A 12,286-nucleotide genomic window follows, 5' to 3' on the forward strand; every position below is an offset into this window, starting at 1 on the left:
ATGAACCTCAACGTGGAACCGGCCGCTGCCGACAAACAAACCCAGCTATTACAAGAAAAGCTGGAGAGTGCCATAGGCCGACTGGAACGAGCCAGCCTTTTTGCTAAGCTCAACTTTCAGACACAAGTGCTGGAACTGGCTGGTCGTATGATATTACTGCCTGGCGGCGTGCAGCAGCTTTATGCTTTGGCACCGAGACTGGATGATGCCGGACTGTTCTATGGAACCGATTGGGCGGAACCTGGCGCGCTGCTACCGAGACTGGTGAATAACACTCTTGAGCAAGGCTCTGATCCTTTGGTTATGCTGGAATGCATGAGCGAGTTGCGGCTGTTGGCAATTGCCAACGGCGAATACAGTCATGAAGGTGTTTCTGTTGAACAGGCACGTCACTTCCTTACTCAGGTGCTGGCGCTGAACCTTAATCATTTGTTCGGCACTGCGAATGAGGCGTTACGTACTAGACTGGGTAAATTAGGTGATGGAATACAGGCGCTGTTTCAGTATCTGTTGGATCATATTGGTTTCGACAATATTCTTGGCAGCTTGATTGATGAAATCTGGCGTATTCTTGCCCAACGTCCCATTCAAGTCGGTGGCGTGAAAACCATGGTTACCCAGATCGCTTTAACGCTGGCGCAAGGGGTGGGTGATATTGGCGAGGCTCGACTGGGCTCGGACCGACTCATCAGCTCTTTGTTTGGCCCCACTCAGGGGTGTATCGATGACCCGGGGCTGGATGCTTACTACGCACGACTGGAGGCGATGGACTTTCCTACTCTCCAGCAAGAAGCCTATGGATTTTCTCGCGCCATGCATGACGTGGGGCTAGTCTCTGACTACCACGCGGGCTATCTGCGTTGGTTATTGCAAAACGATCAGAGCCAACTGATACCAGATGCGTTAGGCCTCAGCAGCACCGGCTTGGATGTCTTGCGCACTTATCAGAATTTGATTCATAAACTGATTGAAGAAGTTATCTACGCGCAAACCGCACAGACTGTATACGGGCTGGCGATGTTATTGGAGCGCGGCATTCTTTATGCACCGCCTATCGCCCCGGGACTATGGAGACAGCTTAATTTGCCGCTTTCGGAACAGACTGAATCTGCGCTGATGGCGGCCTATGGCGATGCGGTGACCCCCAGAGTGCGCTTGTTATCCGGTGTAATTTCTTTGCTGGGTCAGCCGTTGGGTGTTGGGCAAGGTAACAACCCAACCTGCCAGTCGGCACGTGCCATTTCAATGTGGTCATACAACGACCCGGATTTTCTAATGCACCTGATCGCACAAGCCGCTCGTTTTGATAATATACAAATGAATTTTGAAGGCCAGCCTATTAACTCAGCGGAGTTAGCTGCCGGACTAGCGAGTAATATTCCACTTGATACCGATCCGGTTTCCATTGTGCTGGTGCCTCATTTGGACCGAGTTTATAATGCAATGGGTCAAGCCTGCGTGGGGCGTGGAGAAGATCCTCATCGTTGGATCAATCCAGAGTTTCACGGTTGGTGGGTAGGTCGCGAATTTTACATCGCCGTAGATGTCGCTAGTGGAAAGCTAAAAAACGATTATGTCAGTTATCTTGAACAGTTTTATCGCAGTTATCACCCTTTATACAATGGTAACCAGCCCGTGATACATCCTCAGCCAGCTGGTATAGCCGTGACCGACAGCAATGCACAGTTTGTAGGCTGGCATGCCATCGCTCTGTTGCGGGTTGGCCTCGACCAGAATGATGTTATGCGTGTGTATTTCTATAACCCCAATAATGACAGTGGTCAAAACTGGGGAGACGATGTGGTGGTCTCCACCCACGGGTTTGGGGAACGTTTCGGCGAAGCGTCTTTACCTTTCCCTGAACTGGCTTCTCGTCTGTATATTTTCCATGACGACCCGATTCAAGTTCAGACAGACATTATCGAACTGCCCAAGGAAGAGCTTGATCATGTACAAGACATGGCTCTAAAAAGCTGGGCAGCGGAACGGCAACCAGCAGAAGTTTAGTTACCCTATCGAATTAAAAAAAACAGGGAAGGGATAGAGCTTCCCTTTGTTTTTATTGCCTTTATTGGGTAATTGAGTTCCAGAAGAAACCTACCAGACTAAAGGGCTGAACCTTATTACTGGATGTCATGGGTGACAGTCGTTAAAATGAAGGTTCTTCTAATCGATGTTTGATGTTAGTTTTCAAACAATTTTACAAAAGTAGCTTTCATGACCCTAGTTCAAAAATCGTCCGAAAATACAATTCAACTCACTCAATATAGTCATGGAGCGGGGTGCGGTTGTAAAATTTCGCCTAAGTTGCTCGAAAGTCTTCTCGAGACACAAACCAAAACGTCCTTTTATCCGAATTTATTGGTGGGCAACTCGACCAATGACGATGCCGCTGCCTATGATTTAGGGAATGGTACTTCGGTATTAAGCACCACCGATTTTTTCATGCCGATTGTTGATGATCTTTTTACGTTTGGGCAGATTGCCGCAACCAATGCCATCAGCGATATTTACGCGATGGGCGGTCAGCCATTGATGGCGATTGCGATTTTTGGTTGGCCAATCGATAAACTGCCCGCGGAAGTGGGACGAGCAGTCCTTGAAGGGGGGCGTGCAACCTGTGAAGCCGCGGGCATTCCTTTGGCGGGCGGACACTCTATTGATGCACCAGAACCGATTTTCGGGCTTGCGGTGACCGGGTTAGCGGATAATCAATATCTCAAACGCAATGCTTCTGCCGAAGTGGGCTGTGAGCTTTTTCTGACCAAACCGATTGGGATTGGTATTCTGACGACGGCGCAGAAACAGCAGAAAATACAACCGGATCACTTACAGGTCGCGATTGATGCAATGACGACTCTGAACCGTATCGGCACAGAGTTGGCGAAAATGGATAGCGTTACTGCCATGACCGACGTGACCGGGTTTGGTTTGTTGGGGCATTTGATCGAGGTGTGCGAAGGCAGTGGTATTGCTGCCCAGATCGATTTCGCGAAAGTTCCGCTCTTAGCGCATGCACACGATTACTTGGCGCAGGGTTGCACGCCAGGCGGCGCACAGCGTAACTTCGACAGCTTTGGTCATAAGGCGAGTGCTTTGTTCGGTTCGGCTTTAACGCCAGACCAGCAGGCGATTTTATGTGACCCGCAAACTTCCGGTGGTCTTTTGGTGGCAGTTAAATCTGAAGCGGTGGCGGAATTTCATCAAGTCGCCAAACAGCATGGATTGGCATTACATTCGTTTGGCAAAACGGTTGAAGCCTCAAGCCAGAGTCATGTGGTTGAGGTGATTGCTTAATGACGCAGGCAATTGAATCTTTGACCCAATTCCAAAATCATTTACCACAAAGTAACGAGTTTGAACGCATCGTGTTGGAAGGCATTCCTCTAATCGATGTGCGCGCACCTGTGGAATTCGCGCAGGGAGCCTTTGAAATGGCGCATAATTTTCCATTGATGAATGACGATGAGCGGCAGCAAGTCGGGCTTTGTTATAAGGAAAAAGGTCATGATGAAGCGGTTAATCTCGGACATCAATTGGTTAATAATCAGGTGCGTGCGCCGCGCGTGGATGGCTGGCAATCTTTTATGGAAAAGCACCCCGATGCGATGCTTTATTGCTTTCGCGGCGGAATGCGTTCCAAAATCGCTCAGCAGTGGTTAGCGGACAGCGGTTATGAAATTGTTCGCCTAAAAGGCGGCTATAAAGCGTTTCGCCGTTATTTGATTGATCGCTTGGAAGCAATGCCACAAGCGCTTTTGGAGGCAGGTATTCAGCCTTGGGTACTGGGTGGCCGTACAGGGTGTGGAAAAACCCGATTGATTTACACGTTGAATAATGCCATTGACCTGGAAGGGTTGGCAAACCATCGTGGTTCGGCTTTTGGTCGCCATGTGACCCCTCAACCCACTCAGATTGATTTTGAGAATACCTTGGCAATGGCGATGATTCGTTTTCAGGCACAAGGCTATTCTTCTTTGGTATTGGAAGATGAGGCGCGTAATATCGGTTCACTGTCTATTCCTAAATCGCTGTTTGATTTTTTCAAAGGAGGGCGCCATGCTGTGTTGGAAACGCCTTTGGCAGAACGCATTGCGATTACGCGGGAAGAATATGTCGAGCAGGCTCAATCAGAGTATCCCACTTTTGAGGCTTGGGCTGAATTTATGCGTGCTGCATTTGAGCGCATCCGCAAACGTTTGGGGGGCGAGCGTTACCAGAGAGTTTTATCAGAATTCGAGCTGGCCTGTACCACACAGCTTAACCAAAACACTTTCGATGGGCATGACGGTTGGATTCATATTCTGCTGAATGAGTACTATGATCCGATGTACGATTATCAAATGCAGAAACATCAAAGCAAAATTGATTTCAGTGGCGAGTTTGATGCGGTACAAGACTTTCTGCGCCAACAGGCTTTGTCGAAAAATTAGCCAGGCCTGGTTGTTTTTAAACGTAAAAGTTATTTTTCTAAAGACGAACGCTACCCCTTGCTTTAGAATGTTTGAAACCAATTTGCCCGAGTATTCGCTGGGAAAAGAATTTTAAGTCTTAATGTAGGAGTTTGTTGTGGTCGAAAGTTATGAAGATTTACATCAATTGGTGTCATCGGAAATTGAAAGTTATTTAGCGCAGCATGATGATGCTTCAATCACGTTTGAGGTAGCCGATAATAATTCTTGCTCGATGAGTAACAAAGCAAACAATAATAAGTTTGTTTTTATGTTCGCCCGATTTGGTGATGAATATAAAGTGGGGTTTGCCTTTTATGAAGGGTTCGACCCAAACCCATGCTGGATTGACGATGTCAGCAATGATGGGTTTGATAAAAATTTTATGCAAACCTTAATTTCCGAGCATTTAGTTTAATCTAATTGAATTGTCGCAATATTTAATCAAATTACATCAATAGGGCATTGTTTCAAGGCATAGAAACCTTGCCTAAGTTTTTCAATAATCAATCGTATATTTGAATGGAAAAACTCTATTCCTTCCTTCTTACTCTGTAATACTTAAAGCTATCTAAAAACGGCCAGGCCTGGTTAATTTGGTGACCAGTCGTTTTGAATAACAAAATCCCCCTATGCGGGGCTTTAATTTTATGGAAGCTTTATGTCGGCACGAATTTTCTCTATTGCCAATCAAAAGGGTGGTACTGGTAAAACCACTGTTAGTATGAATTTTGCCGCAGGCTTAATTAATCGGGGGCGTGTGTTGGTCATTGATGCGGACCCCCAGGGGTCGGCTAGCCAATGGTGCAGTTTGTCTTCAGAGGATAAACCGTTTCCGGTCTCGGTCATTTCAGTGGGCGGGCATTTGGCGCGCGAAGTTGAACGCTTTGCTAAGGATTATGATTTTATCGTGATTGATTGCCCACCAACGTTAGAAACGGGGGTGATGCAATCTGCCTTGCAGGTATCGGAAGCGGTGTTGATTCCGGTTCTACCGTCTCCGGTGGATTTATGGGCGAGTATTCGCATTGCCGAAGCCGTTGAGCATGCCAAGCTCCGAAACCGTCAGTTGAATTCTTATATCGTGGTTAATCAGCTGGAACCGCGCAGTGCTTTGTCGACCGCAATGAAAGAAGCTTTGGAAGAGTTTGATATTCCTGCGTTACAAAACGGTGTTCGCCGTCGTGCGGTGTATCGTAATGCGGCTGTCGATGGGGTGAGTGTTTATTGTATGGGGAAACGCGGCGAAGTGGCCGCGAAAGAAATCGATGATATTATTGAGGAGGTCTTATGACAACGACGAAAAACAGCGCCACAACGGCTTCTAAATTAGCCAGTAGTGTACGACGAGCAAAAACCACACAAACGGATGAAGAAGTTTCGGAAACGAAAGCCACTTCAGCGGCAAAAAAAACACCTGCAAAAAAGCCTGCCGCAAAACCATCTGAAAAAACAGAGTCTATTCAGCCGATGCGATCAAACCGAGTTTGGCCGGATTAATTTTTCTTTCTCAGTTTAAATAACAACTGATACAAAACCGCCGAGCCTAAGGTGTATTAGGGGAGGTGGTTTTATCCCTATCTTCTTTATTTCTAATTATTTTAAATCCACTTGAGTTTGTCTTGCACGCGATTTTGATTATCTAGGAAGTCAGAGTTTGACCTGAATGGTTCGCGTTGTATTAAAATATCTGCCTGTATTGTTCAATTCACTTCATCATTAATTTATTAAGGCAGTTATCACATTATGCTCAAGCACACATCTTCCGAAAACTTACTAGAAAATGTTGAATCCATATTACCCATTATCAAACAAGGTGCCGAAGCTTCTGAGCAATCAGGAAGATTACAGGAAGATGTATTAGATGCACTTTTTGAGCAACGATTGTTTCGGTTGTTCATCTCAGAAAAGTATCAAGGTGAGACAACCGATTTGCCTACGGCTTTAAAAGTGTTTGAAAAGGTTGCTTCGGCGGATGGTGCGACCGGTTGGCTGGTGATGATTGGCGCAGGTGGCGGATTGTTTTCCGGGTTTCTTGAGGAAAAAGCGGCGCGTGATATTTTTTTACCGGAGCGTGCTGCAATTGCCGGCTCCGGTATGCCTAGCGGAGAAGCAAAAGCCATAACAGATGGGTTTGAGGTTTCGGGGCGATGGGGCTATGCCAGTGGTTCTGATTACGCCACTTGGTTCACCGCCAACTGTAAGGTGGTGGGCAAGGAAGATGAAATTGTGTCGATCGCCGTTCCGGCTGATAAGGTTATACAGCATCAGACTTGGGATGTGTTTGGTATGAAAGCCACTGGCAGTCATGATTTCAGTATCGACTCGGTCACAGTGCCAAAAACATATACATTTTCATTGTTTGAGAAGCCTTTATTGGATGACCCGATTTTCTTTTGCCCATTAGAAACCTTGGCCAGTTTGACGTTTGCCAGTGTTGCCATCGGTATTACCCAACATGCGGTTGATGAATTCATTGCATTTGCCAAGCAGAAACAGATCAGTGAAACTCAGTCTTTGATGAATGTTGAAGATATTAAACAACGGTGTGATCAAACAGAGCAGTTGCTTCATGATAGCCGTAAACGACTGTATCAGCAAAGTGAGCAGGTTTGGCAAGCAGCAGAGAAAAAGCGGCATCCTTCTGATGCATTACGCGAGACAATCACAGAAGAGGCCATCGAAATGGTTCAGAGTTGCGTTAAAAGGGTGGATGCACTCAAAGTTCACTCGGGCATGATGGCGGTGTTTACGACCTCGCCATTCGGACGAGCCTGGCGCGATTTACACACGCTAAGTCAGCACGTCATTCTCACGCCTAAATTGTGATGTCACCTGAATAGAATACAAAAGCAATTGATTGCCGATTGAATGAAAATTGAATGTGCTTGTTAAGCCTTAAAATGCCCGCCCGCTTTATGCGGGTTTTTTATGCCTTAATTCTGAGAAAAAATTCATTTTTACGTTTTAAATTAATGATTTATTTAAATTAAAACATTGTGTTATATCAATAACAATACTAATATCTACTTAGTGTGTTTGTTTAAAAAATAACACATACAGAGTCCATCTGAAATGATCTGTAATTGATAAAACAGGATGAATAGTTAGTTCACGTGAGGAGAATATGATGAAAATTTTAGGGATTGTTTTAATGGTTATTGGGATTGGTCTTGGATTCTGGGGATTTCAATTATCCGGTTCTGTCGGTTCAGAAATATCACAAGCGGTCACGGGGGCGGAGACAGATAAGATTATGACCCTTTACATAGGCGGCGCAATCAGTTTTGTGGTTGGCATATATCTTTTCATCAAAAAATAAGCGGGAGGCAATATGGACATCATTAGTTTAATTATTTTTTTAGCCGTGGGCGCTTTAGTCGGTTGGCTTGCGGGCACTATTATGAAAGGAAGCGGATTTGGCATCATTGGTAATATTGTAGTCGGTATTATTGGTGCGGTATTGGGTGGCGTCATATTCGGTTTGTTCGGTATCACTACCGGCGGGGTGTTAGGGGGCATTGTTATGGCCGTGATTGGTGCGGTTATTTTGTTATATGTCCTCAGTCTTGTTAATAAGGCCTAACTTCATATCAACAGGTACTATTTGCACATTAATCTTGTATAGGAGTGAAGATGCTTGGAAAAAAAATCTCTGATCGGGTGGCACGCTTTGTTTACGCTCTTATCAGTTTAAGTCTTGGTATTATCAGTATTACCATGATGATGGTTGCCTTATGGGATATTTGGGTTTCTGTACACGAAAAAGAACTTCTTGTGAAAGCCCTGCTGGATGCAATTGGTTTGATTGTGATTGGCATGGCTGTCTTTGATGTTGCCAAGTTTTTATTGGAGGAAGAAGTCTTTCGCAGTACTGTTGCTAAGTCTCCTGAAAAACAAAGAGGCACCTTATTGAAGTTCCTCGTTATCATCGCCATCGCTGTCTGTTTGGAAGCACTGGTGTTTATATTTGATGCTGGGAAAAAAGATATTAGCAATCTAATCTATCCAACGTTCCTGTTAATCGCTGGAGTTGTGGTTGTGGTCGGCTTGGGTGTGTACCATAAGCTGACTCAAGTTGATGCTAAATAGTCACTGTCTCCCTTTGTTAGGATGAAAGAGGGGGAAGGTGCAATAGTGTATTAATTTTGACTTAGCATCCCCGTGCTCTTCTTTGAGTTTGATTGTTTATGATTTAACGGGAAGAGGGGCGTCGGGGATTTTAAATGATAATGAATGTTAACAAATTGATGCTATTATTCTTGTTGTAAAATTAATAGGGCTGTTGGCGATACTTTATGACTCAACGGTAACCGGTTGAAAATAAAATAAACACCTGCCTAAGAATAAATTAAAAAAGATAAAAAAATTATAACGATATGTTTTTTAAAGTATCTCAAATTCATTTCAAAGAAAATTTCTATGATTAGTCTCGAACAAATGCCCGCCGTGCTTGATGCCTTGCCAGATCCGGCGTTTCTGTTTTCAAGAAGCGGTAAATATGTGGCCGTTTACGGGGGCCGTGACAGTCGTTATTACCATGATGGCAGTGGTCTTGTCGGGTTGTATATTGCTGATTTGATAGAAGCGGAAAAAGCGAATTGGTTTTTAGGAAAAATTGAAGAGGCTTTGCAATCTAAAAAACTGTTGATTGAAGAATATGAACTCAGTAATAAGGATGTGAAAGGGTTGCCATATGAAGGGCCGCAAACCCCCATTTGGTTTGAAGGGCGTATTCAGGCACTGGATTTTCTTGTTGATGAAGAAGAAGTTGTTTTATGGGTTGCGAGTAATATTTCAGAACGACACGATTTGGAAAACAAATTGCGCGAATTGAGTGACACCGATCAGTTAACGGGCATTTTCAACCGAAGACGATTGGAGCATGACTTTCCCTTGCATTTTGAAGCCTTTAAGCGACATGCCACACCAACCGACATTTTAATGTTTGACCTTGATAATCTAAAGCAAGTCAACGACCGTTTTGGGCATCATGCCGGGGATGATGCTATTCTTGCTGTTACCCGAATCTGTCAGTCCCATTTAAGTAAAAAAGATATTACCTGTCGTTTTGGCGGGGATGAGTTCATTGTGATTTTAGCAGGAATTGAATTGGAAGAAGCCGTTCACCTGTCAGAAAAGCTGTCCGTCGAATTTAAACAGGGGCTTGAACCATTTTGTGTTGATAACATTAAAGTCAGCGTCAGTATGGGGGTGACAACCATCAAGCCAACAGATAATTCTTACCAAGAGACTTTGAGGCGTGTGGATCAAGCCTTATATACCGCCAAGAAAAATGGTAAAAACCAAGTCGTTATTGTATGAATAGGAGTTTTTATAATATAAGTTATTGAATTTAAATTATATTTTTTTCTGTTTTAAATCAAATTTTCCAAACCAAAAGTCGGTTGTTTTGTGGCATTTCAATATCTTCCAAAAAATTTAACCCCGCTTGTTCTGCCAGTTGGTTGCACCATTCAAACGCTTTAATGCCACTGTGTGGATTACGCTGTTTGAGCCAATCATCAAACCGTGCATTGCTTTCGCTGGTGTATTGCCCGTTGTAATTAAAAGGGCCATAAATCATAACAAGGCCATTGGCATTAAGCACTTGGCTTAAGTGTGCAAATAAGTCTTCAACATTACTTTTTGACATAATATGAAAGCTATTGGCACTAAAGAGGGCGTCGTAGCGAGTGGCAGGCCAATCATTTTCAGAGACATTCAAACAGAGAGGCGGTAGAACATTGTTTAAATCAGAATCGGCAATCCATTGTTTGATGCCTGCATGAGCGTCGGTTAAATCAGAGGTTTGCCACTTAATATGTGGCATTTGTTCTGCGAAATAAACGGCATGTTGCCCAGTGCCACTGGCTATTTCTAACACCGATGAGCGTTCTGTTAAAAAGCCTTGAATGGCTTGGAGGATGACAAATTTATTCTCTTCGCTGGATTGTGCATAAGGTTTGTTCGATATTTCATGTGGTAACATAACAGGTGTCTTATTGATTGATTGGGTTTGATTATAACCAAAAATCGAGCGCTCTTTTACAGGCTTGGTTTTTCATCTATTGATGTGGTTTATGCTATCATTCTTTCTTTTTGAATAAATCGAGTATTGAATTATGTCTTATACCACCACACCGGATATTGTAAGTTATGGTTTGGGTCGTCAGTTTGGTGACCAATTGGCGGCTGACCCGTTTGAAGGGTTGAATGCAGAAGCCATGGCGCAAGGATTAATGGATGCCTTGCAAGGAAAAGCCAGCCCGATTGCTGATGAGCAATTCAGAGAAGCATTTCAAGTAATCAATGACATGATGCAAGCTAAAGAAGCTGAGCGCGCTGAAGCAGCGGCAGCAGAAGGCGAAGCATTTTTGGCTGAAAATGCGAAAAAAGACAATATTATGGTGACGGAGTCAGGTCTGCAATATGAAATTCTGGTAGAAGGTAATGGCGACAAACCCTCGGCAGAATCAGTTGTGTCGACGCATTACCACGGGACATTAGTTGATGGGTCAGTATTTGATAGCTCGGTTGAACGTGGTCAGCCTGCTGAATTCCCTGTAAACCGTGTGATTCCTGGATGGACAGAAGCTTTACAGATGATGCCAAAAGGGTCAAAGTGGCGTTTATACATTCCGCATGATTTAGCTTATGGGCCACAAGGGTCTGGTGGCAAAATCGCACCTTATTCGGCATTGGTTTTCGATGTGGAATTGTTGGATATTCTTTCTTAATCGAAAGTTTGATATCAATCTAAAAAAGCCCACATTTGTGGGCTTTTTTTATTTAGAGATAAAGCAAAGTCTTTAAAGCTGCTTAACGTTGTTTTAACGCGTTTGTCGTGTACTCTGCCAAATATTCGTTACGGCTCGATTACTCCCTAATAATGCAACTACCAGACTCACAAACCCAATGCCACCAAAGAGAATGGCGGGAAAGAGTGCTGCCATGACGTCTGTGCGGAAACCAAAATAAGTGGACACGCCCGATAAAATAAAAAATAGAACGCCCATAATCAGCAGGATTTTTCGGTGTGAAGGCGTGTAGTTTTCTGGTTCTTCGCCTTTGTCGAAAATATTAAGAATGGGTGCTGCGAATTTGGTGAGAGTTTTTTTCATGAGTAATGGCTCTTAAATAATATCGGTATTTCCATTATAGGGATGTTTGAATTTGTTTGGGCGTTTCTTGCTAAATAGGATTTTTATTTGTCAGTAATTAGGCTGCCTAGGTTTGAAGGTGGTAATGTTGAAGGAGCTTTAATAAGTCGTGCTTGGGTGCTTAACTTCAGGAAGGAATTAATGCAGGGGTCAATCACGGAAGATTTGGCCTGTTGTGGTCTTTTCTATGGTAAAGTTTTGCTATTATCTGAAGTTTTTAAAGGTGTGAGTGGTTTGCAAAAATTAAAAGCGATTTATTTATTGGTCTTGATAGGGTGGTTGTTTGTATTACCCGTATCAGCAGAAACGGATCAAGCGTTGAAAGGTGAGGCATTGCATGTGATGTTGGTGAAAACCGCATTGAAGTATGATTATTTTAATCAGCGTTGTCGCGGTGTGAGCGCGTCTCAAAAAGAAGCGAAAGTGAATCGATTGTTTATTGAGAAATATAATTTAACAATCAATAATTTTATCAAACAGTTCTTAACTCGTGATCCGAGGGAGACGGAAGCGGCGTTGAAAAAAGAACTCTATGCTGAAATCTATCAGTTTGGAGGGTGTCAGCAGGCACGAGAAAAAGGCTTGGAAGATAGTCTGAAAAAAGGTTTCCGAGAGCTATATCAAAAAACCGAATCCTCTCCCTGGTTCCCCATTCTAGAATAACGGTTATCT

At 43.9% G+C, this 12,286-nt stretch carries 15 protein-coding genes; 13 read left to right on the top strand and 2 right to left on the bottom strand.

From position 1 onward, the window contains the following. From P8629_RS05610 to P8629_RS05660, 11 genes are all read left to right on the top strand, one after another. Positions 1 to 2,007, top strand: a complete 2,007-nt coding sequence (locus P8629_RS05610; protein ID WP_278165144.1) for a hypothetical protein — start codon at positions 1 to 3, stop codon at positions 2,005 to 2,007. Between the two features lie 210 nt (positions 2,008 to 2,217). Next, the gene (selD, locus tag P8629_RS05615) at positions 2,218 to 3,297 is read left to right on the top strand and encodes a selenide, water dikinase SelD (RefSeq protein WP_278165145.1); all 1,080 of its coding nucleotides are present in this window, start codon (positions 2,218 to 2,220) and stop codon (positions 3,295 to 3,297) included. After that, the gene (gene mnmH / locus P8629_RS05620) at positions 3,297 to 4,433 is read left to right on the top strand and encodes a tRNA 2-selenouridine(34) synthase MnmH (protein ID WP_278165146.1); all 1,137 of its coding nucleotides are present in this window, start codon (positions 3,297 to 3,299) and stop codon (positions 4,431 to 4,433) included. The genes selD and mnmH overlap by 1 nt, the downstream gene beginning before the upstream one ends. 136 nt (positions 4,434 to 4,569) lie before the next feature. Next, a complete protein-coding gene (locus P8629_RS05625; protein ID WP_278165147.1) occupies positions 4,570 to 4,869 on the top strand; it encodes a hypothetical protein in 300 nt (99 codons plus the stop codon). A gap of 243 nt (positions 4,870 to 5,112) precedes the next feature. Then, the gene (gene parA, locus P8629_RS05630) at positions 5,113 to 5,745 is read left to right on the top strand and encodes a ParA family partition ATPase (RefSeq protein WP_278165148.1); all 633 of its coding nucleotides are present in this window, start codon (positions 5,113 to 5,115) and stop codon (positions 5,743 to 5,745) included. Continuing rightward, on the top strand, positions 5,742 to 5,951 hold the full coding sequence (locus P8629_RS05635; RefSeq protein ID WP_278165149.1) for a hypothetical protein: 210 nt from the start codon (positions 5,742 to 5,744) through the stop codon (positions 5,949 to 5,951). The genes parA and P8629_RS05635 overlap by 4 nt, the downstream gene beginning before the upstream one ends. Before the next feature lie 246 nt (positions 5,952 to 6,197). Continuing rightward, complete coding sequence (locus P8629_RS05640) at positions 6,198 to 7,280, top strand: hypothetical protein (protein WP_278165150.1); 1,083 nt, start codon at positions 6,198 to 6,200, stop codon at positions 7,278 to 7,280. A 298-nt stretch (positions 7,281 to 7,578) separates the two neighbouring features. Next, complete coding sequence (locus P8629_RS05645) at positions 7,579 to 7,773, top strand: DUF3185 family protein (RefSeq protein ID WP_278165151.1); 195 nt, start codon at positions 7,579 to 7,581, stop codon at positions 7,771 to 7,773. Positions 7,774 to 7,785: 12 nt separating this feature from the next. Further along, complete coding sequence (locus P8629_RS05650) at positions 7,786 to 8,037, top strand: GlsB/YeaQ/YmgE family stress response membrane protein (protein ID WP_278165152.1); 252 nt, start codon at positions 7,786 to 7,788, stop codon at positions 8,035 to 8,037. A gap of 50 nt (positions 8,038 to 8,087) precedes the next feature. After that, positions 8,088 to 8,543, top strand: a complete 456-nt coding sequence (locus P8629_RS05655) for a hypothetical protein (protein WP_278165153.1) — start codon at positions 8,088 to 8,090, stop codon at positions 8,541 to 8,543. Between the two features lie 330 nt (positions 8,544 to 8,873). Next, entirely contained in the window at positions 8,874 to 9,776 is a 903-nt protein-coding gene (locus tag P8629_RS05660; RefSeq protein ID WP_278165154.1) for a sensor domain-containing diguanylate cyclase, read from the top strand. A 58-nt stretch (positions 9,777 to 9,834) separates the two neighbouring features. Here P8629_RS05660 and P8629_RS05665 read toward each other — a convergent pair whose 3' ends face one another. After that, positions 9,835 to 10,443 (bottom strand): DUF938 domain-containing protein, encoded by a 609-nt coding sequence (locus P8629_RS05665; protein WP_278165155.1) that lies wholly within the window; start codon positions 10,441 to 10,443, stop codon positions 9,835 to 9,837. A gap of 133 nt (positions 10,444 to 10,576) precedes the next feature. Here P8629_RS05665 and P8629_RS05670 point away from each other — a divergent pair, with 133 nt between their 5' ends. After that, complete coding sequence (locus tag P8629_RS05670; protein WP_278165156.1) at positions 10,577 to 11,191, top strand: FKBP-type peptidyl-prolyl cis-trans isomerase; 615 nt, start codon at positions 10,577 to 10,579, stop codon at positions 11,189 to 11,191. Positions 11,192 to 11,284: 93 nt separating this feature from the next. On the opposite strand, the gene P8629_RS05675 is transcribed toward P8629_RS05670, so the two are convergent. Next, a complete protein-coding gene (locus tag P8629_RS05675; protein WP_278165157.1) occupies positions 11,285 to 11,575 on the bottom strand; it encodes a hypothetical protein in 291 nt (96 codons plus the stop codon). 180 nt (positions 11,576 to 11,755) lie between these two features. Here P8629_RS05675 and P8629_RS05680 point away from each other — a divergent pair, with 180 nt between their 5' ends. Further along, entirely contained in the window at positions 11,756 to 12,277 is a 522-nt protein-coding gene (locus P8629_RS05680) for a hypothetical protein (protein WP_278165158.1), read from the top strand. Positions 12,278 to 12,286 lie beyond the last annotated feature (9 nt).

It is taken from the genome of Hydrogenovibrio sp. 3SP14C1, from assembly GCF_029625905.1.
Taxonomy (GTDB): Bacteria; Pseudomonadota; Gammaproteobacteria; order Thiomicrospirales; family Thiomicrospiraceae; genus Hydrogenovibrio.

Coding starts and splice junctions, on each gene's coding strand:
- P8629_RS05635 (WP_278165149.1), top strand. CDS start 5,742: ATGACAACGACGAAAAACAGCGCCACAACGGCTTCTAAATTAGCCAGT.
- selD (WP_278165145.1), top strand. CDS start 2,218: ATGACCCTAGTTCAAAAATCGTCCGAAAATACAATTCAACTCACTCAA.
- P8629_RS05645 (WP_278165151.1), top strand. CDS start 7,579: ATGATGAAAATTTTAGGGATTGTTTTAATGGTTATTGGGATTGGTCTT.
- P8629_RS05655 (WP_278165153.1), top strand. CDS start 8,088: ATGCTTGGAAAAAAAATCTCTGATCGGGTGGCACGCTTTGTTTACGCT.
- mnmH (WP_278165146.1), top strand. CDS start 3,297: ATGACGCAGGCAATTGAATCTTTGACCCAATTCCAAAATCATTTACCA.
- P8629_RS05670 (WP_278165156.1), top strand. CDS start 10,577: ATGTCTTATACCACCACACCGGATATTGTAAGTTATGGTTTGGGTCGT.
- P8629_RS05640 (WP_278165150.1), top strand. CDS start 6,198: ATGCTCAAGCACACATCTTCCGAAAACTTACTAGAAAATGTTGAATCC.
- P8629_RS05650 (WP_278165152.1), top strand. CDS start 7,786: ATGGACATCATTAGTTTAATTATTTTTTTAGCCGTGGGCGCTTTAGTC.
- P8629_RS05675 (WP_278165157.1), bottom strand. CDS start 11,575: ATGAAAAAAACTCTCACCAAATTCGCAGCACCCATTCTTAATATTTTC.
- P8629_RS05660 (WP_278165154.1), top strand. CDS start 8,874: ATGATTAGTCTCGAACAAATGCCCGCCGTGCTTGATGCCTTGCCAGAT.
- P8629_RS05610 (WP_278165144.1), top strand. CDS start 1: ATGAACCTCAACGTGGAACCGGCCGCTGCCGACAAACAAACCCAGCTA.
- parA (WP_278165148.1), top strand. CDS start 5,113: ATGTCGGCACGAATTTTCTCTATTGCCAATCAAAAGGGTGGTACTGGT.
- P8629_RS05680 (WP_278165158.1), top strand. CDS start 11,756: ATGCAGGGGTCAATCACGGAAGATTTGGCCTGTTGTGGTCTTTTCTAT.
- P8629_RS05665 (WP_278165155.1), bottom strand. CDS start 10,443: ATGTTACCACATGAAATATCGAACAAACCTTATGCACAATCCAGCGAA.